Origin of the sequence: Streptococcus sp. DD11 (assembly GCF_001578865.1) — a bacterium.
In the GTDB taxonomy this organism is placed as follows: domain Bacteria; phylum Bacillota; class Bacilli; order Lactobacillales; family Streptococcaceae; genus Streptococcus; species Streptococcus panodentis.
Window position 1 is genome coordinate 200948 of the sequence record NZ_KQ969393.1, and the last position, 21816, is coordinate 222763.

Sequence of the window (21816 nt, forward strand, 5' to 3'; positions counted from 1 at the left end):
AGAACAAAGCGAGACTGAAGGACTTTTGTCTCAGCCTCCTTTTAGAGCTTCCCTAAATTGCTTCTTTATTTTTATTGGAGCTGGTACATGATACTCCTTTTCCGAACCAGTCAATGGTCATTCAGTCATTAGAAAACCTTCCAATGAATCAAACTGATACCACTTGCCGTCAATCTGCTTCCAGCCTGTCGCCATACTGCCATCTGCTGGGTCGAAGTAAAACCAAGCTGGCTCAGGATGACCGAGGGTTCCGGGTAATTTATACCAGCCAGTCTGCATATCGCCATTTGTTGGATGGAAATAATAGCATTCGTTGTTTTTTCCGACTTGCTGTACCCCAGTCAGCATGTAGCCCTCGGCTGGGTCTAGATAATACCACTTGCCATTGATGTTCTGCCAGCCAGTCTGCATGTCGCCATTAGTAGGATCGAAATAATACCAAGATGTTTCCTTATAATCCCCGAAGCCCTTCAGCTGCTGCCAGCCCGTGAGCAGATAGCCGTGAACATTGAAGTAATAATATTTTCCGTTAATTTGATCCCATTTATTTCGCGGGTAACTGCCGTCAGTGTATTTGTACCACCAACCATTAGCATCCTGTATCCACTGTCCGTCTGTCTTATTGACAATAACTGGTTTGATCTGGGCCTGTACAGGATTTCCTATGGGAACAGTCACTGCAGTCAAAAGCGCTCCAGCCAGTACCAGCTGAGCCGCAGCTAATTTTCTTTTCATCATCCGTCTCCTTTTTTAATGAAGTAAACGATAAACAGAGAATGGAGTTTTCACAGTCTGTAAACGTTTCCTACCTTAAAATAACATATTTTTTATAATTATTCAACTATAGTCTTTTAGTTTGCTTTTAGTAGTGTCAAGAGTTTTTTACCAAAACAAAGCGAGGCTGAAGGACTTTCGTCCCAGCCTCTTTGAGGTGGCGGATAAGGCTTCCGCTAGGAAGTGTCAGGTTGCTCAGCGGTCTGGGAGACTGTTGGAGCAAGGTGTCTGCCTCTTCATTTCATTCCGTAAATCTCAGGAAATAACCGTCCGGATCTAAAACGGCAAATTCCTGGGGATAAATTATTGTGTTTTCTACCCTAAATTCCCTTTTTATCAGCGGCCGGTGGATGGGATAATCCGCCTCTAGCAATTTCTGATAAAGGCCCGGCACATCCGCAATGCCAAAGGAAATATTGACACCGCGCCCGAAAGGATAGGTCAGCTGAGCTAATTCTTCTGCGCTGCCTTCTTCTAGCATAAGTTGGCAGTCTTCAAGCGAGAGAAAGAGAAATTTCTCTTCTAGACGCTCGTATTCGACAGAGAATCCCAGCAGGTCGCAGTAGAAGTGGCGTGATTTTTCGATGTCAGATACTACAAATTCAGGAATGACAGCTTGATAGTCCATTTGTTTTCTCCTTAAAGTTCAATCTCCATGACAATGGGTGTGTGGTCTTGGCGTGCACCGGAGTCAATCATATCAGACTTGATCACCTTGTCAGCTACACGATTGCTGGTCAGCCAGTAGTCAATTCTCCAGCCTGAGTTGTTGATTTTGCTGGTCTTGCTGCGCTGCGCCCACCAAGTATACTGATTGGGAATATCGCCGTGGAGGTGGCGGAAAGTATCGGTGAAGCCTTTGGCCAGCAGATTGGTGAAGCCGGCGCGCTCTTCATCCGTAAAGCCGGGAGAGCGGCGGTTGCTGGACGGGTGGGCCAGGTCAATCTCATGATGGGCGACATTATAGTCACCAGTAGCGAGGACTGGCTTTTTCTTATCCAGCCCAGCCAGATAATCCGCATATTTCTGGTCCCAAATCTGGCGGTCTTCCAAGCGTCTGAGACCGTCACCAGCGTTAGGGGTATAGACTTGGGTGACAAAGAACTGGTCAAATTCCAGCGTGATAATGCGGCCTTCTGCGTCCATGGTAGAAGGAGCGCCGATGTCTGGGAAGGTTACAGTCGGTGTCAGCTCTTTTCTGTAGAGAAACATGGTTCCGGCATAGCCTTTGCGGGCCGGCTCGACAGAGGAGCGCCAGGTATGCTGGTAGTCGGGGAAGAGCTCTTCTAAGATTTCGATGTGCTTTTTGGTCGGGCCTTTGGCCGACAGCTTGGTTTCCTGAATGGCAATCACATCGGCATGCTCAGCCTGCAGGGTCGCAAGGACAGCCTGAGACAGCTGAGCCCGCGCTGAGTCGCTGGTCAAAGCAGCGTTGAGAGAGTCGATATTCCAAGAGATGAGTTTCATAGGATTTCCTTTTCTAGTATGCATTTGCTCCGTTTATTATAACAAAAATACTGCCCTATTTATAGCAAAAGGGCTGAAAGTTGGCTTGAAAAAAGCTGAAAATTTTTCTATAATAATCCTAGAAAAGGGAGGCTGTCATGAAATTTTATTCCTATGATTATGTGCTAAGCCAGATTTCGACCCAGAACTGGCTTTTATTGGGTGCCTTGAGCCTGCTGCTTTTGGTGACGGCTTATGTTTCCGTTCAGGCTTATAAAAATCAGCGGGACAGCAAGTACCGCGAGCTGGTGATTATCCTGCTCTTGGGAGTGGTGACCCTGGTTTTGGTCGGCATCGGCAATTACCAGACCGATCAGGCTTCTGATGACCAATTTCGTACATCACTCCATTTCATCGAAGTCGTATCTCAGGAGCTCAAGGTTGATAAGTCGGAGGTTTATGTCAATACATCAGCCGCGACGGACGGCGCCATTGTCAAGGTAGAGGGCTCTTTTTACCGGGCCATCAGCGGCAGTGAGCAGGATACCTATCTGCTGGAAAAGATAGAGTTATATGATGCAGATGTAGAATTAGTGGAGGTTGAACAATGACATTTTCTTATCTCGATGTGGCGATTAAGCTGGCTTTGGGGCTGCTGTCTTTGGTCTTTGTCATCAATGTGTCCGGCAAGGGGAATCTGGCGCCCAACTCGGCCAGCGACCAAGTACAGAACTATGTGCTGGGCGGCATTATCGGCGGTGTCATCTACAATCCAGCAATCACTATTTTGCAGTACACCGTCATTCTTCTCATTTGGACGATTTTGGTGCTGACGCTCAAGTGGCTCAAAACCAACAGCCATTTTGTCAAGCAGATGATTGACGGCAGTCCCACCGTTCTGATCAAACATGGGAAATTAGATGTAGAAGCCTGCCGTTCGGTCGGGCTGTCCGCTTCCGATGTGGCTCTTAAACTGCGGGGGCAGGGCATTTATCAGCTTAAACTGGTCAAGCGCGCAGTTTTGGAGCAAAACGGCCAGCTCATTGTCGTGCAGATGGGGGATGAAAATCCCAAGTATCCGATTATCACTGACGGCGTTATCCAGCTGGATGTCTTAGACTCCATCGGCCGCAGTGAGGAATGGCTGCTGGAAACTCTGGAAAAAGACGGCTACAGCAGTCTTTCTGATATTTTCATCGCCGAGTATGACAAGGGACTGATCCGAGTGGTGACTTATTAAGCAATCCTGTCAATGCAGTCAAAAAACAGCCCTCCGGCTCGGAGAAGCTGTTTTGATTTTTTTAAAACTCTTAATCCTGAAAGGGACTTTGGTCTGATGACTGATTTTGATAAGGATTTTGGACAGATTGCTGATTTTGAGCGTTCTGATAATCTGAATAGCCTTGATTATTGTAGGTCTGAGCGTACTCATATTTGCTTGGTTGGCACATCAGGACCAAAAGGATGATGCTTCCAATACCTGGAATCAGAATGAGGAACATGCAGGCCCAGTGATAGCCGCCATCGCGCAAGCGCCGGATACGGATAGCCAGTGATGGAAGGAGAGCTGCGATAATATAAACGGTAACAGCCGTGAGCAATATTAAGGATGTAATGATTCCAAAATTACTGGCTCCCTGATTGGCAGAGACATCTATAACTGCCAGAATGCCAAGAACTGCATAGAATAGGATAAATAAAAGAACATTGGCTAAAACAGCAAACCAATAATCCGAACGAGTCGAACGGCCAGTAAAATCAACATAGCCCTTCCAAAATTTCTTATATGCGTCAAACATGTGATAGTTCCCCTTATATTTTTCACCTAGTATACTATATATAGGATGAAATGACAACAGCTTGGGGAAATAAATGGAGTCTTTAAAAGCAGACGCCACTATAAAAGGCGGTGGGACAGACTCCCATGACGGCTGCGCCCTCACCCACAGAGGGATGAATCTTTTGGAAGATACCGTATAAAGTCGAAAGCTCTCCGCCAAAAATCAGCATATACATGAATCATCATAATACTCTAAATGATTTGGCAGATCATATTATGTAATAAACAGATAAACATTGCAGATTATTTTATATTTTTAGCCTAGGCTGTTCTTTAAGCATGCCGGGATGGCGTGGGCAAATTGAAAATTCATTGTATTATTTTCTAAATGGTGATACAATAAAGTGTTGAAGTTTGCTGTTTTTCAGCTTGATAAACAGCAATTTCTGAATAAATGGAGGTCTCATTTGCCTCGTAAGGAGAAAGACAATGTCTGAAAAGAATTTTTATATTACCACGCCGATTTACTATCCCAGCGGCAAGCTCCACATCGGATCTGCCTATACGACCATTGCCTGTGATGTCCTGGCCCGCTACAAGCGGCTCATGGGCTACGATGTCTTTTACCTGACCGGTCTGGACGAGCATGGGCAAAAGATCCAAGCCAAGGCTGAGGAAGCCGGTATCAGCCCACAAGCCTATGTCGATAGTATGGCTGTCGGTGTCAAGGAACTCTGGAACTTGCTGGATATTTCCTATGATAAGTTTATCCGGACCACGGATGACTATCATGAGGAAGTGGTGGCTCAGGTCTTTGAGCGCCTGCTGGCCCAAGATGATATTTATCTGGGTGAGTATGCCGGCTGGTATTCTGTTTCAGACGAGGAATTCTTTACTGAAAGTCAGTTGGCTGAGGTCTTCCGTGATGAAAATGGTCAGGTGACTGGCGGGATTGCACCCAGCGGTCATGAGGTCGAGTGGGTGTCAGAGGAGTCCTATTTCCTCCGCCTCAGTAAGTACCAAGATTGGCTGACTGACATTTTCAAATCCCATCCAGACTTTATCTCACCGGAGGGTCGTCTCAATGAAATGCTGAAGAACTTTATTGAGCCAGGCCTAGAAGATTTGGCTGTTTCCCGGACCACCTTTACTTGGGGTGTGCCGGTGCCGTCCAATCCTAAGCATGTGGTCTATGTCTGGATTGACGCCCTGCTCAACTATGCGACAGCTCTGGGTTACGGACAGGAAGACCATGCTGGCTTTGACAAGTTTTGGAATCAAGGGACAGTTTTTCACATGGTCGGCAAGGATATTCTGCGTTTTCATTCTATCTACTGGCCTATCTTGCTCAAGATGCTGGGACTTAAGCAGCCGGACCGCCTGATTGCCCATGGCTGGTTTGTCATGAAGGATGGCAAGATGTCCAAGTCCAAGGGCAATGTGGTCTATCCGGAAATGCTGGTGGAGCGCTATGGTCTGGATGCCCTGCGCTACTACCTTATGCGCAGTCTGCCGGTTGGCTCTGATGGCACCTTTACGCCGGAAGACTATGTCGGCCGCATCAACTATGAGCTGGCCAATGACCTGGGCAACCTGCTCAACCGCACCGTGTCCATGATTAACAAGTATTTTGACGGTCAGGTGCCAAGCTATGAAGAAAATGTGACGGCTTTTGATACAGATCTGGCGCAAGTGGCGGCCGCCTCTATCGCTGACTATCACAAGTATATGGAAGCAGTGGACTATCCGCGGGCTCTGGAAGCTGTCTGGACACTGATCTCCCGTACCAATAAATACATCGATGAAACAGCGCCTTGGGTCTTGGCCAAGGACCCAGCCAAGCGGTCTGAATTGGCCGCAGTCATGAGCCATCTGACAGCCAGCCTGCGGGTGGTAGCTCATATGATTGCGCCTTTCATGATGGCGACCAGTAAGGCTGTACTCAGCCAGCTGGGACTGCCCGAAGCTGGCTCGCTGGAAGAGCTCAAACTGGCTGACCTGCCAAGCGGTTTGACCGTTGCTGCCAAGGGTACACCGATTTTCCCGCGCCTGGATATGGAAGAGGAAATCGCCTATATCAAAGGGCAGATGGAAGGCGGTAAGCCGGCGGAGCAAAAAGAATGGCAGCCAGAAGAAGTAGAGCTGACCCTCAACCGCAAGGAAATCAAGTTTGACGACTTTGACAAGGTGGAAATCCGCGTTGCCGAGGTCAAGGAAGTGGCAAAGGTCGAAGGCTCAGACAAACTGCTCCAGTTCCGCCTGGATGCCGGTGACAGTGAGGACCGCCAAATCCTCTCCGGCATTGCCAAATACTATCCAAATGAGCAGGAACTGGTCGGCAAGAAGGTCCAAATCGTGGCCAACCTCAAACCCCGCAAAATGATGGGCCGCCTCAGCCAAGGCATGATCCTCTCAGCCGAATACGGCGACCAGCTGACCCTCCTGACCGTGGATGAGAAGGTGCCGAATGGCAGTTTGATAGGCTAAAAAACCTGCCCAAAACAATTCAAGATTAAGGATAATCCCAGCAAGTTTGCTGGGGTTTTTGTAATTTATATATTGATTTGCAAAATTTCAGGGAAAGAGCTATAATAAGAATGTTTGAAAAAGTTTTAAAATGGGAGATTTTAAAGAATGGTAGGAAATAATAGGAAGACTCATTTAAAATTATTTCTAGTTTTTGTTGGAGTACTTATATTTGGTTTGCTATCTTATTTTTTTGTTTTACGCTCTTTTTTTCAAAACTCTAGCGGTGCTGAGAATCAGGCAGTAAGTCAGACAATGAATAAGAATAATATCGCAGGAGACTATGTTTCTAGCGATGGCAACTCTGCTACCATCACTCTTGAAAATAATCAATGGAAAATAGAATATCAGACTTCTCCGGATACAAAGGCATCTGCAACATTCAAAACAGAGTGGAGGATGGAGAAGAACAATCAAGTGTCCACAACAAAAATGGAGAAATCAGATGGTTACAAGGATTTTACGATTTCTATTAAGATATTTAGTGATAAAAAAGAGGATAAGCCGGTGGTTACTGTTACAATGTCCGACGGAAATCCTAATCATGAAATGATTTTTGCAAATACAGAAAAGTATTTTAAGACAAGTAAACAAGAAAGTGAAGACGCAATACTTGGAGGAGATTTATCCGCTTTTGCGGGAACCTATTCAAATGATGATTTAGAAAAATCTATAGCAGACTCAGGATTTACTCTCTATGGCTATGTCCCTGAAGATTATTATCAGAACAAAACAAGTGTATTTCCAAATATATCAAAAAATAAAGAAGCAAATGAATGGAAGTTTTGGAGTGGTGCTTCCCATGCAAACTACAAGTTGAATACTGCAAAACTCCCTCAAAAAATCAACGATTATTATGAAGTCTATTTTGTGGGTGCAAATTCAATAGCAATAGAGGAACAGGAGTTTATTTTAACTTTAGTTCCAGAAAATGTTGTGGGGCCAGATGGAATAACTACTAAGGAAAAACGATTGATTTATGGTTTATCAAATCAAATAAGTTATAGAACATACCATGATAAGTGGTGGGAAAGATACCAAACAGTTTCTGAGAATGAGAAAGATTTGAATATAGCAGCAATTTTATCGGGGGATTTCTCAACCTTAGCAGGAACATGGGTAAATGGAGAGGGAGCCGAAATTGTTATAAATTCTGATGGAACGACAAATAGGGGTGAAACACTTTCAATAAATTCAACCTCTAATCCGAAACTCCCAACTTTGAATATTCGCTCAGGAAATTCAGGCGCTTTGTTAGCTTTATTTAAAAAAGGATTTACAAATCCCTATGGCGATTATTCAGACTCTAGTAAACCAAGATTGGTTATTGGTCAGAATATTGGCGCAGTTCCTGAGCAATCATATTTTTACAGAAAATGATTTTTCTTCTAAAAAATGTGCAAAACAACAAACTATTTTTAAAAGTAGTTTGTTTTTCTTTTGTGAAAAAGCTTTAAAGAGTATGTTCTTTAAAGCTTCGTCCCTATTTGAAAAGTTTAAGATTGAATTTTTAATAAATCATACCAATCCATTGGAAAGCCGTAATATTCCAATTCAACTTCTTTAATTCTGCTTTCTTCTTTCAGTTTATCTAGTTTTTTTTGCCAGAATTTCTGTGTTTCACTAGACATCGCCGACACAATATGTTTCATTATCAAAAAGTAAACAAACAATGTTTTTTCAATATCTAGAATTTCTTTTGATTTTTCATTAAGAATTGTTTTATAAATATGATGAATTTTTGGTGGTGTAGTGTGAAATCGTTGATAGAGCCGACTATTATGAGAGCATAAATTTCTTAGATACCGCAAGGAATTACACCAAGAAAGTAATAATTTAGCTGGCAACTGATGTCCCGATTTCAATCTCATGCTGATATAGTCTGCTACTTTATTTCTATATTTAGGCTGTAGTGCAACCAAAAACGATGCAATATTTCCAAATGTCATAAAACGAAATACTGTCCAAGGAAGAACAACTCCATATTCATTAATCTGGTTTTGAATCAATGAATCTTCTTTCTTTTCAAGAATCAAGCGTGATAAATGATATTTTGTTTTTAAAACTTGTTCAGTTCTTTTAGGATTGGTTTTACTGTATTTGTTACCTTCTGCATAGTATAAATCATCATCTTCAAAAATATAGTTTGGTTTATTATAGCCGATTGTAATTGCGTCTGAAGTACTTTTTTTCAAAAATATTTCTATACGTTCTAAAATCTCCTGAAGAAAATTTCTTAGATAACTATCGAATAAATAAGCTCTTTTAGCTTTTAAATATTGGCGATTTGTAAGTTTGCCATACTGGGAAAATGATTGGAAATCGGTGTCTCTCAAAAAATCGATGCAATCTGATTTATAAAACTCCCGGTTTTCTGCAAAAGAAAAAGACCAGTTAGAGTTATCGCGCATATGTTTGTATAAATCTTCTTCTGCTAGTGAGGGCTCAATAGATTTTTTAAGTTCTGTTGGTGCTAATACTGGGTGATAAACGAGAAGTTCTTTGTTAGCTATATCTATCTCTAAGGGCATAAAATCCTTAAAGTGCTTTAATTCAAATATTTTATCTTTCATATAATTCCTACATAATAAAAAAGGCCATCTAGTTATATGTTTCCATACCTTCGATGACTTCTAATCTAACTACATTTTACCATAGAAATTTTGATTTTACAAGATATTTAAATATCATAATTGAAATAATTAAAGTGGGGATTAGTCTATCTAAAATATCCCCCACTCTCATCCTCCCCCACATACTCCAGAATGTCCCCCGGCTGGCAGTCTAAGGCCTGGCAGATGGCGTTGAGGGTGGTGAAGCGGATGGCCTTGGCCTTGCCGGTTTTGAGGATGGAGAGGTTGGCATTGGTGATGCCGATGATGTCGGCCAGCTCTCCCAGCTTCATCTTTTTTTTGGCCAGCTGGACATCGAGATTGACGATTATCATAGCAGCGGCCTCCTAGATGGTAAATTCATTCTCTTGGGCAATTTCGATACCCTTTTCCAGGATTTTCATCAAAATCCAGATAATGAGGGCACCCAGCAGGGGAACAGCGCTCATGCTGGCATCGAGGGAGAAGGGAGGCTGGAGGAGATGGCCGGTCGCAGTCATCCTGATGGATAAGAAGGTCAGGGCTAGGAAGACCTTCCAAGCTCGGTCGGCCAGTCTGGTATTGCTGGGATCGAAAATCCTTCCCTCAATCAGGTTTTTGATAAAATTGCGAGCCAGATAGATTAGGTAGACGATCAGACCAGCCGTGAGAAGGTTTGCCGCCAAGGCCAAGATGCCCCGCCAATCTGAAAAGTCAGCAGCAGGCTGAATCTGAACATCCACTTTCATTCCCATCCTGTCAAAAAGTCCGGTTCCGGAAATGACCGCCAAGATACTGGTCGCCGCCAGTATAGCAGCATAGCCAATTATGATGACGTTCAATAGCGTGAGGACATCTTTGAGAAATTTATTGTCTTTTAGGGATTTGCTTTTCATCTTGTGTGCCTCCTTTTTCTTTCAATTTTATTATATCTCCGTTATTTCTGAAAGTCAATAATTTTTTATCGAAAAACAATAAATAATTTTGGTGGCTTTTGACAACCTACTCTTTTTATCGTATAATAGTTATGTTTACTATTTAAGGAGATCACTATGAAAAAAATCTTTTCTATCAGTTTGGCTCTTTTGGCAGCAGCGACTTTGGCAGCATGTGCTAACGGCAAGCTGTCTGTTCCTTCTAAATCTTCAGAGAGCAAGGCATCGTCTAGTTCGGTGAAGCCATCCTCTAAAGCTTCCAAATCCAGCCCTTCATCCAGCAGCTCCAGTGATTCAAGCACCTCGTCAAGTGTAAATTTAGAAACTCCGGACTTTGTCTTGATTACGGATGAAGAAATTGCCAATGTACGCACGCTTGGGGATTTGAAGGGTTTGTATAACAATCTCGTGGACAACTACATCCGATATTCCAAAGAAATCAGAGAGAAGCTCCCAGACTCAGAAAAATCCGGCTTTGATAATGAAGCGCAGGCAAGCCTGCAAGAATTCGAGGCGTCAAAACAAACCTTTAGCGATAATTTGTCACAATATGGGCCGGATGACCTAGAAGTGTCAGCAGAAGCAATAGAGCCCTATCTGCAAAGAATGAGAGAAACACGCGATAAGCTGGCAAACATCTTAAAATTGTCTTATATGCTGGCTTCAAATGCTTCCAAAAAGCAGTAGGATGATGGGTGTAGAACTTTCATGCACACTGGCACTGAAGCTTGGCTCTTATAGTCTTTTCCTTTGCTTTTAGCAGTGAAACTGTCCCCCAGACAGTTTCAGCCTATCGCTTAAAATGTAGGACGATAGGGCAGCGAGTTGCTCAAAACCTCCAGTGGAGGTTTTGAGGTAGCAGATAGAGCTTCCGTTAGGAAGTGTCAGCTGTACTGGCGTACGGAAAGGCGAGTTAACGACGTCATAAAAGATAAAATAAATGACGATATCTGACAGAGGTGAGGCAGCTGCTTTTGGGCCAGGCTGCCGTCATCTATCCTTCTCCGCTTTATTAGAGCTGACCGAAAAAATCAGGAACAGTGTATGATGCTGCTCCTGATTTTCATTTTCTGCTTCATTTTTCAAAAAGGGAGCCTGCCGTCTTTTCGCTCTACCATAAAATCTATTCCTCGCTTTTTGTGCTATACTGGTTTCAAATTTAGCAAGGAGGAAGCAATGGGAATTTTTGATTTTTTTAAAAAACAGCCAGAACATGAGGAAGCAGAGGAAGTCTTCTATGAAGAGTACGAGGACGAAGCAGAAGCGGAAGAAGCTGCTGCTGATTATGAGGAAGCTCCGGGCTGGGAGGCTATTTCGACGGAGTTTGCCCGCATTTATAATAATCGGAAGCCAGTGGACCACATTGAGGCGATTGTCAAATGGCGGTCGGGCGGACCGGATCCGCTGGACGGCGTTGATGTCTATGATGCCGGTGATGTCTGGCATTTAGTCAGCTATGGTCTGTCTGAGCTTTATGAAAAAGTCAGTCAAGATACAGACTACAGCGGCTATGGTTTTGAATTTACCCTGCGTCTGAAAAAGGGGGACTACCAACCCAATGATGAATTTATCAATATTGTCACTATTTTTCAGGATTTTGCCCGCAGGACTTTTGAAACGGGAGAAGTCTATCAGCCCTTTGAGTATATCTATACCGGTCAGATGCTGGGATTTGACAGCGAGCAGGCATCTGCTTTGACGGGCTTTATCACCGTACCGGATCCTGAGGCTCAGGTCTTGGAGACGGCTCACGGTTTGGTGGAATTTGTCGAATTGGTCGGTGTTACAGACGCGGAACTGCAGCAGATTATGGAGGGCCAGCTGACTGTTCAGGCTCTCTATGCTCAGCTGGGCAGTGATGTGACGGACTATGAGCGGGAATCGCTTGTGTAGCCATTTCATCCTCTTTGAAAATTGAAGAGATTACATCCTTAGGGAAACTTTATCTGCCGCCTCAAAACCTCCACTGGACTTGCCTCGTTTTCGGGTTTCTGGACTCAATCACTGCATTTTGCAATTAAACGATAAAATATATGAAGTTGGGGGACTTTTTATACGGTATCTTCTAAAAGATACATCCCTCTGTGGGTGAGGACGCAGCCATCATGGGAGTCTGTCTCAGACTCCGCCAGACTGTTTTGACACAAAGGGCAGTTGCCTTATCCCCGACCTCTAACGGTCTCTCAGACTGTTGGAGGTAAGGAAGGTTGGTTCTGATGTTCAAAGAGTGCAAATCAAAGATACTAAAAAAACCAAAGCTGCTTGGTTTTTTTATGATAGGCTGTTTCTCCTTGGCTGGGAGGTGTAAGTGATGGCTTTTGTGCAGGAAGATCTATTTGAATTTAAATCCTTCATAAACCAAATCGGCCTTGGGATTATTCTTTTTGAAATCTTCGGCGAATTTATCCATCATCTTGACCGGGCCGCACATAAAGACGGTGGTGTCATTGTCCAAGGGATAATCGCTGAAATCCAGATAGCCTTGGGTTTTGCTGTCGACCAGATGCAGGTCCAGCAGCGGGTTTTTGGCTGCGTAGTCTTGCAGCAGATCCAGATAAACGGCATTTTCCTGACCGGTATAGGCATAGTAGAAGCTGACCTGGCGGTCCAGAGCTGGATTTTCCCGGATGTAGGAGATAAAGGGAGTGATACCGATCCCGCCGGCAATCCACATCTGCTTGGCCTGTCCTTCCTCCAGAATCATATGGCCGTAAGCCCGGTCAATGGTAACCTTGGTGCCTTCCTTAATCTGCTCATAGAGTTTCTGGGTGTGGTCGCCGGAGTTTTTAATGGTAAAGTAGACGATGTTGTCATGGCCGCCCGAGATAGAGAAGGGGTGGGGCGCTTTCTCAAATCCTTCCTGAAAAATCTTGATAAAGGCAAACTGGCCATACTGATAGTCCAGCTTCTGGCTCAGCTGGATTTTCAGCTCAACGGTGTCATGATTGAGCCGCTTGACTTGCAGGATTTTCCCCAGATGCTTGAAAGCCAGAGTCTGGTAGAGAAAGATGATATAAAAGCCGGAAGCAAGGCCGATGACAGCGTAGAGACCGACCACCAGACTGAGGAGGCTGGGTGTCAGTAGCTGCCCGCCCGTCAGCATATAGGCATGAAAGAGGCCAAAGATATAGGCCAGGTACACGACCCGGTGGATCCAGCGCCAGACTTCATACTTGATCCGTTTCCCGATGTAGGCCATGGCAACGATACTGATAAAGAGATAGATACCGACATTGCCCAGCTGGGCTGCTAGATGCGACCCCCAGATGCTGCCGCCCATGGCGACATTGTGCAGGGCTAGGAGGATGACCGAAAAGATAGCGGTGAACTTATGGTAAAAGTACATCTTTTCAATGCCGTGGAACCACTTTTCCAGAAGAGCATTGCGGGTGGCCAGCAGAAAGGTCAGAGACAGGGTGGTCAAGGCCAAGCCTGGCACGATAAAGTTGGTCATACCGGCTGCCGCCCAGGCAAAGACAGTGATGATGATGCTAACAGCAATCAGGGCAATTCCTTTAATTGATTTCATTGATTCTCCATCGGTTTTTATACTAATTAGTTGTAAATAAACTCGTTACATTCTAACAAAGAAAAAACAAGCTGTCAAGATATGAGCTTGTTTTGAATGGTGGGAGTTGGAAAAATAAGCATCAGCCATTCCAAAGATAAACAAAGCTCCCCTGCAGGAAAGCCGCAGCTGAAGCCAATTGGCAGGAGAGTTATTCTTAGGCTTGTTTTTGGGGAAATTTTAGGGCAAAAGGCACGGCCGGCGGAAGGGCAAGTCTACTCGTCCAGCTTTTGCTGAAAACGTCGATTTTCCTGATAGCGCGCCTCCAGCACATCATCTAGGCGTTTTTTGTATTGCTGATGGTATTGATCCAGATTGTCCTCTATCTGCGAAAGGTGCTGCCAGGCAGGTTCATAGGATACTCCTCTGAAAGCATAGGAGAGCTTCTCCATCAGGGCAGCCGTCTCTCTTTCGAATTTATAATAATAACCATCCAGCCGGACTTCCGTCCTTTCCAGCTCAAGCAGTTTGCGGCCATACTCTTCTTCCAGTTTTTCCCTTTCTTTCTTATCCAGCATTGCTTCACCCTCCTGCTTTGATAGGATTCTTGAGAGAAGGGGCCTGCAGCTGGGTCAGGTAGGTCTCAGCGGCCTGAGCTGCAGCGCCGGAAAAGCCTTCCTTGATATTATTGACATAGGTCTGAGAGGCATAGTTTTTCATATTGGAAGCGGCTAGACCGAGCTGAGTCTCCAGCTCCATATACTTGGCCCCAATCTGCAGCTCTTTGGCTACCAGCAGGGCCTGGATGGCTGCCCGCTCCTGTTCTTTCATCTTTGCTTTAAATTCTTTCTCTAACTGCGCCTTGCTAAAGAGCGCATCATCATGAACAATCAGCATCTTAATTGCTCCTCCAGTTTTTCTTGGTATCTTTTATCAGGCCGTCAAAGTCCACAGCAGCTGCCTGATCGGCAGAGGTAAACTCCTGACTGGCTCTGACCAGAGTCATGCCCAGCTGCTCCATCTCAGTCAGAAAATCGGCCGCGGCTTTTTTGGTCTCTCCTTCGATACTTTCGTCCCAGAATTTGCTCATCTTAAAATCAGCCAGCAGATCCAGAACTTCAGCATCGCTCAAATAATTGGCCAGGCCAAAAGCCTCTGGCTCCGCACTGTTGACAATTTCCTGAACATCTTCTTTGGTATTGGCTACTAGCTTATCAGCTCCTTTGACCATTCCCTCTATCTCAAAGATAGCCAGCTGAGCCGCCGTCTGCAGGAGCTGGGCCTGCACTAGGATTTTATCATTTCCTGACAGACCGCCATTTTTCAGTTGATGCTGGTAGCGAGTGATAGCTTCACGATCCCAAGTCAGAGATTCCAAGCGAGCAACCCTAATAATTTCCTTGTATTCTGTCTCAAATTGATGATAGAAGGCATACCCCAAAACAGCCCTATCAGGAAGATCTCCATTCATTAGAGAATTGAATATATTTGAAGCAGTTTCTTCATTAACTCCCAGTTTTCGAAGAGCGTCCAGAGTTTTGGCAATTAGACGCGCCAGCTTTTCTCCCGCTCTCAGCAGCTCTGGGTGAAAATTCTCAGAAGCAACGAGGAAGCTGCCTTTGCCATCACTCTGAAAAACACCAAAATCATGAGAACTCTCCGAATCAAAGCTCTGGGTATAGTATAAGGGAACCACAATATTGACTTTACCAACTGGCTTTTTAAGTGGTTCATTGGAATCATCAGGTAGGTGAGTGATAGTATGTTCCCGATTGAGCATACTTACCATATCAAAGGGATTGACATAATACTCTATTTTTTCGCTGATTTTTTTGATTTTCTCATCGCTGAGTCCCATTTTCTTTAAGCTCTTAGTCGTATCTGGACCGTCAAACAGGACGACTTTGCCGATTTTCTCCAGTTCCTGATCGCTTAAGCCGGCAACCCCTTGAGCAGAGACCATAGTTCCTAGCGAGTGAGCTGAAAGGTCCATCTTAGCATCTGGTGCTTTTTCACTCATCTCTGCGATTTTAACTTTCATTCCTTTTGTAGCTAACTTTGCTTGTGGAATATGAATATGATTAATAGCAAACTGAGCATCATTATCAACCCAGTCGTTCCAATTATCTAAACTAATACCATCACTGCCTCGAATGGCCATATAGGTTTTCTTGGTATCCTTACCCAGAGTCGGAGTATCTGTTAAATAATAGGCATTAAAGCCTGCTTTTTCATCGGTTAAAAGCCCTTTTTGATAGCGATTGACGACCTCTTTTTCTCGATGATACCCACCATTAGGATTAGGAACTTGCAAATCCATCGTCTCTTCTACAGTATGCAAATCCGGATCCGGCTGCAGGTAAAGCTTGCCGTCATGGTCAAGATTTTTTCCGCCGGGGGTGATTTCCCACTGCTTTGTATCCTTGTTGTAAAAATTAGCATCTTTTGAGAAATCAAAAAGCTGATAATCTTTAGAATTGTTATCTGGTGGAAAATTACTTGGACGACCTGTATAAGCGGATTGAGCTAAATCAGCATAAAAATTGTCAAAATTTTTTAAGTTACTTTTCGTCATAGTAATACCAACCTCCATCCCGATAAATTCTTATGGGTTGCATTTCATAGATTCCCAATTCTTTTGGTATACTATTAGCATCATTATCCAAAGAAAGACCAATCATAAATTTTGTTTTATCATTATTATTCACCTTTCCCCTAAGTGTTAGCATATAACCACCACCTTGTGGAGTGCCATTTCCTACCTGACCAACTTCCATACTGTCCCAATCAAACTGTACGCTTTCAACTTTAGGACTTAAAGCCTTCACAAAATCTGCCAAGTCTTTTTCATGTTTTTTAAGTAAGTCAACTGTTTTTCTCTTGGACTCTGAAAACCAAAAATATCATCTGTGAACAAACTTTTGTTTTGAACTGTCATAATCGTCCCTCCTATGACTAGAGTGGTTGCTATTGCAAGAATAGCTAATCTATTTTTTTTCATTATTTATCCTCCAAAGTAAAGAGAAGTTGCTATTATTATATCATGAATACATTAAAAAAATACTTTTGAAAAGTATTCCGTAAAATATGAAATTTACAAACGGGGCTAAATTTGCGTAGAAATTATGAAACATTTTTAAATTACTCTTCGTCAAAACCTCTTCCTCCTACACGAAGCGGACTCCCACTTCCAATTCCTTCAATAAAATCTTCTTCATTGTTCTTTCCATCTTTTATATAGACCAAAACACTCCAACTTGAATCTTTGATATGATTAAAACCACCAAAAACTCGAATAACATTACCTCCATCCTGCGGTGTTCCATTTCCTATTTCTTCCCAACGTGTTTCTTCCCAAGCAATTTGAACAGACTCAACTTTAGGATTTAAAGATTTTACAAAATCTACAATTTCTTTCTCATGCGCCTTCAGATAAGACAGCTGTTTTTCTCTTGGACTTCTCAAATCGAAAATTCCATCAGTGAACAAACTTTTATTTTGAACCGTCAGAATCGTCCCTCCTATGACTAGAGCAGCCGCCGCCGCCAGCATAAGCATTCTGCCTTTTTTCATTGTCAGTCCTCCTAGATAAAGAGAAGTCACTATTATTATATCATGAATGTATTAAAAAAATACTTTTGAAAAGTATTCTCGCCGGTTATTTATCTGTGCTGACTGCGCTAAATCTGCATAAAAATTATCAAAGTTTTGTAAGTTACTCTTCGTCATAGTATTCCCAAACATCTCCTTTTAAAATTCTTATGGGCTGCATTTCAGAAATCCCTAATTCTTTCGGAACACTATCCGCATCTCGATCCAATGGGATCCCCAAGGTAAATTCAGTTTCTTTTATATTATTTACCCTTCCATTTAGAGTTAGTATGTAACCACCACCTTGTGGAGTGCCATTTCCTACCTGACCAACTTCCATACTGTCCCAATCAAACTGTACGCTTTCAACTTTAGGACTTAAAGCCTTCACAAAATCTGCCAAGTCTTTTTCATGTTTTTTAAGTAAGTCAACTGTTTTTCTCTTGGACTTCTCAAATCGAAAATTCCATCAGTGAACAAACTTTTATTTTGAACTGTCATAATCGTTCCTCCTACGACTAGAGCAGCAGTTGCCGCCAGCATAAACATTCTGCCTTTTTTCATTGTCAATCCTCCTAGATATACGGAAGTTAGTTTTATTATACCCAAAAAATGGCGGTGGGACAGACTCCCATGATGGCTGTGTCCTCACCCACTGAGGGATGGATCTTTTGGAAGATACTGTATAAAAAGTCCTTCAGTCTCGCGGGCTGGGAGTGAAAAGGTTTGGGGAACCTTTTCAGTCTGAGCTTAGAAACAAGAGAGTGAAGGGAACTAAATTTTTAAAGATTTAGTTCTGTCCCACCGCCATTTTCCAGGTAGGATAGGGCTATTGGTCCTCTGTCAGTTTTGAGCTTGGCTGGGTCTCTTTTTCTCTGCCAATAAAGGGCAGGCGCTGGGTCAGCTGGGAAATGTTTTTGCCAATATCCTTACCGATGGCCGTCGGGCTGGGCAGTCTGATGTCCTCTTTCCAGCTTTGGAAGCGCATATCTACCAGCAGCTTTGCCAGCTGGGTTAATCTGTCACTTTCTTCGGCTGGCAGGTTGTTGGCATTTTTGAAGATAGCCAGCACTTTTTTGACGTTTTCGATTTTTGAAAAATCATTAATAGAAGTGATGCCGGCATCAAGAATCAGGCCAAAAAAGAGATCAAAGAAATCTTTCAGCTCGTCATCCGAAACACTGCCTACCCAGTTTTTCAGTGTTTTGTCTGTCTGAAGGCTGTCTGCGGCCAGCGTGTCCGTGAGGACAAAGGCCTGATCCTTAATCTTCCAAGAAAAGGTATTGTGCTGGGCAAAGCCGCCGATGGCGCTGCTTTTGACAATCTGAGCTTCCTTAGGTGTTTCCAGCATCATACCGACAATCGAGCTCTGAGGCAGGAAGCGTCTCAGCTTGTCTACAATAGCCTGATAGCCGGCGCTCTCAATGACTGCGTGGTTGAGGCCGGGAGCGTCATAGCTGTAAATGGCTTGGATCCGCTCTTGATCATCCGGCTCCATTTGGCTGGCTGCATAAGAGGCCAGATTTCCCCCCTTGGAGTGACCGCACAGAATGAAATTTCCCGGGAGCAGCTGCATGGCCTTGCGCAGATAGTTAGCTGCAGTCTGTTGGGCCGGCACTTGGTCCATGTAGGTCATGTGAAAGTCTTCCTTCCAGCCGATGATGGAGTCATCTGTGCCGCGGAAGACCAAGGCATAGGTATCTGGCTTGATTTTGAAAATCAGGGCTGCAAACTGCTTTTGGACATCGGGGTCAATGTCGTTGACATAGCCCATGAGTTTGCTGTTTTTGAAACGAGTGCTGGCCGCCGCTTTTTCCAAGAGTCTGAGCCGGCTTTTGGTCACCATCATGGACAGCTCCTGAGGCATGGCTTCGACCGTGTCCAGCAGGCGGCAATCGCTGTTGGGAGACAGCTCTGCATCGACAATCTGATCAAAAGGCAGGTAGGTCAGCTCAGTCAGAATCAGGAAATCCAGTTCATTGAAAGGCTGGTCGTAAATACTGTCATAGGCCCTTTGCTCCAGATAGTCAAAAATCATTTCCATCGTCAATCTCCGTTTCCTTCTATCTTATATATAGCTTAGTATAGCATATTTTTATAAGATTGTTTCCTATTTCCAGAAAAATCCTACCTCAGACTGAGGATGATACATGGGATACGAGAATTTTTTTGGTATAATGAAACTAGCAAGTAATTGGGAGGGAAAGATGCATAAGATTTTATTGGTAGAAGACGATTCGGTTATCCGTCAGATGATAAAGAAAATGCTGGAGCAGTGGGGCTTTCAGGTGGTTGCTGTGGAAGATTTTATGCAGGTTTTGACCGTCTTTGTCAAGGAGGAGCCGCATCTGGTCCTCATGGACATCGGCCTGCCGCTTTTTAATGGCTATCACTGGTGCCAGGAGATCCGCAAGATTTCGACGGTGCCTATCATGTTTCTGTCTTCCCGTGATCAGTCCATGGACATTGTCATGGCTATCAATATGGGGGCAGATGATTATGTGACCAAGCCTTTTGACAACAATGTCTTTCTGGCTAAGGTTCAGGGGCTGCTGCGCCGTTCGTATGAGTTTGGAACGGACCAGAGTCTTTTGGAATACCAAGGAGTCATTCTCAATCTCAAAACCATGGATCTCATGTATGAGGGCCATGTGATAACCCTGACTAAAAATGAATTTCAGATTCTGCGCATCCTCTTTGAGCATGCCGGCAGCATCGTGGCGCGTGATGACTTGATGCGGGACCTTTGGAACAGCGACTTTTTCATTGATGACAACACCCTGTCGGTCAATGTAGCCCGCCTGCGCAAGAAATTAGAGGAATACGGCCTGAAGAACTTCATTGAAACAAAAAAGGAATAGGATACGGTCTGCTCAATGGACATGCGGGATAGATTTTTCTTTTTAAAACATTATCTTTACTCACGCCGTTTTTTCCTGGTTATGCTGTTCTTGCTGCTGGGGGTTATTCTCTTTTTTGCTTTTGTTTTTTATGAAAGCAAGAACCTGCTGGAGTATGTGGCGCTGGTGCTCTGCTTTCTGTCTGCCCTTTTTATCAGTGCGGATGCCTGGGCCGACTACAAAGCTTACCGCAGTCAGCTGCTCTATGCTGCCGGCAATCCTCAGTCAGCTTTGGAAAGCCTGCTCAAGGAAAAGGTGGCTCTGCTTGAGCTGGACAGGAAAAATCAGGTCCTGCTGGAACAGGAAAAATATAATGACCTGCTGGATTACTATACGCTCTGGGCCCATCAGATCAAAACCCCTATCGCAGCCAGCTCACTCTTGATTGGAGATTTGAAAGACCAGCCTGCTAAAAAACAGCTGGAGCAGGAGCTTTTTAAGATTGAATCCTATGTCAATCTGGTCCTGCAGTATCTTCGCTTAGAGAGCTTTCACGAAGATTTGGTGCTGAAAAAGGAAAATGTGCAAGACTTGGTCAAGGAAGTGGTCAAGAAGTACGCGCTTTTCTTTATCCAGCAGGGACTCAGTCTTGACCTGCATGACTTGGAGCAGAGCATTGTTACGGATAAGAAGTGGTTTGTCGTCATTTTAGAGCAGGTCCTGTCGAATAGTCTTAAATACACGAAAGAAGGCAGTATTGAGATTTACTTTCAGGAAGATACGCTCTATATCAAGGACACGGGGCTGGGCATTCAGGATGCAGATTTGCTGCGGGTCTTTGAGCGCGGCTTTTCGGGCTACAATGGCCGTCTGACCCACCAGTCATCGGGTCTGGGGCTTTATCTGTCCAAGAAAATCGCAGATGCTCTGGGACATCAGCTGACGCTGGAATCTCAGGTCGGCAGGGGGACCACTGTGAAGATTAGTTTTTCGGAAAAGAAGCTGGTATTTGAATAGGAGGGAATATGCTGACTGCAGTATATGATAGTCTGACCGGTCAGGGGAAGAGATTTGCTCAGAGTCTGGGACTGCCGAGCCAGTCTGTGCTGAAAAAGCTTGACGGCCCCTGTATTTTAGTGACGCGCAATAGCGGACGCGGGCAAATTCCCTGGACGACCAAGCGCTTTGTAAAAAAATACGGACACTTGATAAAAGGCTTTGTCATGAATGGGGATCAAAAGCGCTACCCCAGAACCTTTTGCGGAGCAACGGATAAGATTGTAGAGCAGTATGGCTTGACTCATATCCGAAATATAGAGAGAGCAGGGACAGAAGCGGACCGGGAAGCGGTCAAAATCTTTCTAGAACAGTTACAGATGGCTGAAAGTGCTCATAAAAACCACTAAAGTTTGTTTTATTTTTGACAGAGGTTTCTGCAGGATTTTCAAAGTGACAAAAATGTAAGAATAAAACTGCTAAATGAAAGGTTAGGTTATGGCACCGGCCTTTCTTTTTTTATATCATAGACTTATCAAAAGAAGGAGTAAATGATGATGAAAGAAAAAGGGTTGACAGCTTTTCAGTTAAAATTGGCCATGGCCTTACTCATGGTTTTTGATCATATCAGCGTGATACCGGGCTTGGTGCCGGCTGGCTGGGAGGGCGTCCTGCATGCCCTGACCCGCTGTGTCGGAGCGGCATTTGCTTTTCTGGCCGTCGAGGGCTTCCTTCACACCCGCAGCCGCCTGTCTTACAGTCTGCGCCTTTTCTTTTGGGCGGCCCTGATGCAGACAGGCAACTATATCCTGACTCTGCTCTTTCAGGA

General features: G+C 44.2%; 22 protein-coding genes and 3 pseudogenes. 10 read left to right on the forward strand and 15 right to left on the reverse strand.

Annotation, left to right across the window (positions count from 1 at the left end):
• Window positions 1–117: 117 nt before the first annotated feature.
• From STRDD11_RS04240 to STRDD11_RS04250, 3 genes are all read right to left on the reverse strand, one after another.
• Window positions 118–735: an N-acetylmuramoyl-L-alanine amidase family protein gene (locus STRDD11_RS04240; protein ID WP_241209312.1), complete on the reverse strand. Its 618-nt coding sequence runs from the start codon at window positions 733–735 to the stop codon at window positions 118–120.
• 280 nt (window positions 736–1015) lie between these two features.
• Entirely contained in the window at window positions 1016–1402 is a 387-nt protein-coding gene (locus tag STRDD11_RS04245) for a bleomycin resistance protein (RefSeq protein WP_128835736.1), read from the reverse strand.
• Window positions 1403–1413: 11 nt separating this feature from the next.
• Window positions 1414–2241 (reverse strand): exodeoxyribonuclease III, encoded by an 828-nt coding sequence (locus STRDD11_RS04250; RefSeq protein WP_128835738.1) that lies wholly within the window; start codon window positions 2239–2241, stop codon window positions 1414–1416.
• Between the two features lie 137 nt (window positions 2242–2378).
• On the opposite strand from STRDD11_RS04250, the gene STRDD11_RS04255 reads away from it, so the two are divergent.
• A complete protein-coding gene (locus tag STRDD11_RS04255) occupies window positions 2379–2831 on the forward strand; it encodes a DUF3290 family protein (RefSeq protein ID WP_128835740.1) in 453 nt (150 codons plus the stop codon).
• Window positions 2828–3460, forward strand: a complete 633-nt coding sequence (locus tag STRDD11_RS04260) for a DUF421 domain-containing protein (RefSeq protein WP_128835742.1) — start codon at window positions 2828–2830, stop codon at window positions 3458–3460. The genes STRDD11_RS04255 and STRDD11_RS04260 overlap by 4 nt, the downstream gene beginning before the upstream one ends.
• A 70-nt stretch (window positions 3461–3530) precedes the next feature.
• Here STRDD11_RS04260 and STRDD11_RS04265 read toward each other — a convergent pair whose 3' ends face one another.
• On the reverse strand, window positions 3531–4019 hold the full coding sequence (locus STRDD11_RS04265) for a DUF805 domain-containing protein (protein ID WP_128835744.1): 489 nt from the start codon (window positions 4017–4019) through the stop codon (window positions 3531–3533).
• A 470-nt stretch (window positions 4020–4489) separates the two neighbouring features.
• On the opposite strand from STRDD11_RS04265, the gene metG reads away from it, so the two are divergent.
• Together metG and STRDD11_RS04275 are read left to right on the forward strand one after the other, a co-directional pair.
• Window positions 4490–6487 carry a methionine--tRNA ligase gene (gene metG / locus STRDD11_RS04270; RefSeq protein ID WP_128835746.1) on the forward strand — a complete coding sequence of 666 codons (1998 nt, stop codon included), beginning with the start codon at window positions 4490–4492 and terminating at the stop codon, window positions 6485–6487.
• Between the two features lie 147 nt (window positions 6488–6634).
• Window positions 6635–7906 (forward strand): DUF6287 domain-containing protein, encoded by a 1272-nt coding sequence (locus tag STRDD11_RS04275; RefSeq protein ID WP_128835748.1) that lies wholly within the window; start codon window positions 6635–6637, stop codon window positions 7904–7906.
• A 116-nt stretch (window positions 7907–8022) separates the two neighbouring features.
• On the opposite strand, the gene STRDD11_RS04280 is transcribed toward STRDD11_RS04275, so the two are convergent.
• The 3 genes from STRDD11_RS04280 to STRDD11_RS04290 form a co-directional block, all read right to left on the reverse strand.
• Entirely contained in the window at window positions 8023–9099 is a 1077-nt protein-coding gene (locus STRDD11_RS04280; RefSeq protein ID WP_128835750.1) for an Abi family protein, read from the reverse strand.
• 146 nt (window positions 9100–9245) lie between these two features.
• Complete coding sequence (locus tag STRDD11_RS04285; protein WP_128835753.1) at window positions 9246–9473, reverse strand: helix-turn-helix domain-containing protein; 228 nt, start codon at window positions 9471–9473, stop codon at window positions 9246–9248.
• Window positions 9474–9485: 12 nt separating this feature from the next.
• Complete coding sequence (locus STRDD11_RS04290; RefSeq protein ID WP_128835754.1) at window positions 9486–10013, reverse strand: DUF2975 domain-containing protein; 528 nt, start codon at window positions 10011–10013, stop codon at window positions 9486–9488.
• A gap of 156 nt (window positions 10014–10169) precedes the next feature.
• Here STRDD11_RS04290 and STRDD11_RS04295 point away from each other — a divergent pair, with 156 nt between their 5' ends.
• Window positions 10170–10739 carry a hypothetical protein gene (locus STRDD11_RS04295; RefSeq protein ID WP_128835757.1) on the forward strand — a complete coding sequence of 190 codons (570 nt, stop codon included), beginning with the start codon at window positions 10170–10172 and terminating at the stop codon, window positions 10737–10739.
• A gap of 489 nt (window positions 10740–11228) precedes the next feature.
• On the forward strand, window positions 11229–11945 hold the full coding sequence (locus STRDD11_RS04300; protein ID WP_128835758.1) for a suppressor of fused domain protein: 717 nt from the start codon (window positions 11229–11231) through the stop codon (window positions 11943–11945).
• A gap of 439 nt (window positions 11946–12384) precedes the next feature.
• Here STRDD11_RS04300 and STRDD11_RS04305 read toward each other — a convergent pair whose 3' ends face one another.
• The 8 genes and pseudogenes from STRDD11_RS04305 to STRDD11_RS04340 all read right to left on the reverse strand — a co-directional run bounded on the left by STRDD11_RS04305 (window position 12385) and on the right by STRDD11_RS04340 (window position 19195).
• Window positions 12385–13581 (reverse strand): ferredoxin reductase family protein, encoded by a 1197-nt coding sequence (locus STRDD11_RS04305; RefSeq protein ID WP_128835761.1) that lies wholly within the window; start codon window positions 13579–13581, stop codon window positions 12385–12387.
• 254 nt (window positions 13582–13835) lie between these two features.
• Window positions 13836–14138, reverse strand: a complete 303-nt coding sequence (locus STRDD11_RS04310; RefSeq protein ID WP_128835763.1) for a hypothetical protein — start codon at window positions 14136–14138, stop codon at window positions 13836–13838.
• Window positions 14139–14142: 4 nt separating this feature from the next.
• Entirely contained in the window at window positions 14143–14457 is a 315-nt protein-coding gene (locus tag STRDD11_RS04315) for a hypothetical protein (protein WP_128835765.1), read from the reverse strand.
• Window position 14458: 1 nt separating this feature from the next.
• Entirely contained in the window at window positions 14459–16135 is a 1677-nt protein-coding gene (locus STRDD11_RS04320; protein ID WP_128835768.1) for a cutinase family protein, read from the reverse strand.
• Window positions 16122–16561 (reverse strand): annotated as a pseudogene (locus STRDD11_RS04325) (hypothetical protein). Before STRDD11_RS04325 ends, STRDD11_RS04320 begins: the two are co-directional and overlap by 14 nt.
• Window positions 16562–16701: 140 nt before the next feature.
• Entirely contained in the window at window positions 16702–17133 is a 432-nt protein-coding gene (locus STRDD11_RS04330) for a hypothetical protein (RefSeq protein ID WP_128835770.1), read from the reverse strand.
• A 142-nt stretch (window positions 17134–17275) separates the two neighbouring features.
• Window positions 17276–17652, reverse strand: a pseudogene (locus STRDD11_RS04335) (hypothetical protein).
• A gap of 328 nt (window positions 17653–17980) precedes the next feature.
• The gene (locus tag STRDD11_RS04340; protein ID WP_128835772.1) at window positions 17981–19195 is read right to left on the reverse strand and encodes a DUF2974 domain-containing protein; all 1215 of its coding nucleotides are present in this window, start codon (window positions 19193–19195) and stop codon (window positions 17981–17983) included.
• A gap of 163 nt (window positions 19196–19358) precedes the next feature.
• Between STRDD11_RS04340 and STRDD11_RS04345 the strand changes: the two are divergent.
• From STRDD11_RS04345 to STRDD11_RS04360, 4 genes and pseudogenes are all read left to right on the forward strand, one after another.
• Window positions 19359–20044: pseudogene (locus STRDD11_RS04345) on the forward strand (response regulator transcription factor).
• Window positions 20028–21008, forward strand: coding sequence for a sensor histidine kinase (locus tag STRDD11_RS04350; protein ID WP_128835774.1), 981 nt, complete (start codon window positions 20028–20030; stop codon window positions 21006–21008). The pseudogene STRDD11_RS04345 and the gene STRDD11_RS04350 overlap by 17 nt, the downstream one beginning before the upstream one ends.
• Before the next feature lie 8 nt (window positions 21009–21016).
• Window positions 21017–21397, forward strand: a complete 381-nt coding sequence (locus tag STRDD11_RS04355; protein ID WP_128835776.1) for a class Ib ribonucleoside-diphosphate reductase assembly flavoprotein NrdI — start codon at window positions 21017–21019, stop codon at window positions 21395–21397.
• Between the two features lie 147 nt (window positions 21398–21544).
• Window positions 21545–21816, forward strand: a 272-nt coding sequence (locus STRDD11_RS04360; RefSeq protein ID WP_241209313.1) for a TraX family protein, incomplete at its 3' end; no start/stop codon positions are given.

Excerpts from the sequence above, each read along its gene's own strand:
- STRDD11_RS04240 (WP_241209312.1), bottom strand. The coding sequence starts at position 735 with ATGAAAAGAAAATTAGCTGCGGCTCAGCTGGTACTGGCTGGAGCGCTT.
- STRDD11_RS04245 (WP_128835736.1), bottom strand. The coding sequence starts at position 1,402 with ATGGACTATCAAGCTGTCATTCCTGAATTTGTAGTATCTGACATCGAA.
- STRDD11_RS04250 (WP_128835738.1), bottom strand. The coding sequence starts at position 2,241 with ATGAAACTCATCTCTTGGAATATCGACTCTCTCAACGCTGCTTTGACC.
- STRDD11_RS04255 (WP_128835740.1), top strand. The coding sequence starts at position 2,379 with ATGAAATTTTATTCCTATGATTATGTGCTAAGCCAGATTTCGACCCAG.
- STRDD11_RS04260 (WP_128835742.1), top strand. The coding sequence starts at position 2,828 with ATGACATTTTCTTATCTCGATGTGGCGATTAAGCTGGCTTTGGGGCTG.
- STRDD11_RS04265 (WP_128835744.1), bottom strand. The coding sequence starts at position 4,019 with ATGTTTGACGCATATAAGAAATTTTGGAAGGGCTATGTTGATTTTACT.
- metG (WP_128835746.1), top strand. The coding sequence starts at position 4,490 with ATGTCTGAAAAGAATTTTTATATTACCACGCCGATTTACTATCCCAGC.
- STRDD11_RS04275 (WP_128835748.1), top strand. The coding sequence starts at position 6,635 with ATGGTAGGAAATAATAGGAAGACTCATTTAAAATTATTTCTAGTTTTT.
- STRDD11_RS04280 (WP_128835750.1), bottom strand. The coding sequence starts at position 9,099 with ATGAAAGATAAAATATTTGAATTAAAGCACTTTAAGGATTTTATGCCC.
- STRDD11_RS04285 (WP_128835753.1), bottom strand. The coding sequence starts at position 9,473 with ATGATAATCGTCAATCTCGATGTCCAGCTGGCCAAAAAAAAGATGAAG.
- STRDD11_RS04290 (WP_128835754.1), bottom strand. The coding sequence starts at position 10,013 with ATGAAAAGCAAATCCCTAAAAGACAATAAATTTCTCAAAGATGTCCTC.
- STRDD11_RS04295 (WP_128835757.1), top strand. The coding sequence starts at position 10,170 with ATGAAAAAAATCTTTTCTATCAGTTTGGCTCTTTTGGCAGCAGCGACT.
- STRDD11_RS04300 (WP_128835758.1), top strand. The coding sequence starts at position 11,229 with ATGGGAATTTTTGATTTTTTTAAAAAACAGCCAGAACATGAGGAAGCA.
- STRDD11_RS04305 (WP_128835761.1), bottom strand. The coding sequence starts at position 13,581 with ATGAAATCAATTAAAGGAATTGCCCTGATTGCTGTTAGCATCATCATC.
- STRDD11_RS04310 (WP_128835763.1), bottom strand. The coding sequence starts at position 14,138 with ATGCTGGATAAGAAAGAAAGGGAAAAACTGGAAGAAGAGTATGGCCGC.
- STRDD11_RS04315 (WP_128835765.1), bottom strand. The coding sequence starts at position 14,457 with ATGCTGATTGTTCATGATGATGCGCTCTTTAGCAAGGCGCAGTTAGAG.
- STRDD11_RS04320 (WP_128835768.1), bottom strand. The coding sequence starts at position 16,135 with ATGACGAAAAGTAACTTAAAAAATTTTGACAATTTTTATGCTGATTTA.
- STRDD11_RS04330 (WP_128835770.1), bottom strand. The coding sequence starts at position 17,133 with ATGAAAAAAGGCAGAATGCTTATGCTGGCGGCGGCGGCTGCTCTAGTC.
- STRDD11_RS04340 (WP_128835772.1), bottom strand. The coding sequence starts at position 19,195 with ATGGAAATGATTTTTGACTATCTGGAGCAAAGGGCCTATGACAGTATT.
- STRDD11_RS04350 (WP_128835774.1), top strand. The coding sequence starts at position 20,028 with ATGGACATGCGGGATAGATTTTTCTTTTTAAAACATTATCTTTACTCA.
- STRDD11_RS04355 (WP_128835776.1), top strand. The coding sequence starts at position 21,017 with ATGCTGACTGCAGTATATGATAGTCTGACCGGTCAGGGGAAGAGATTT.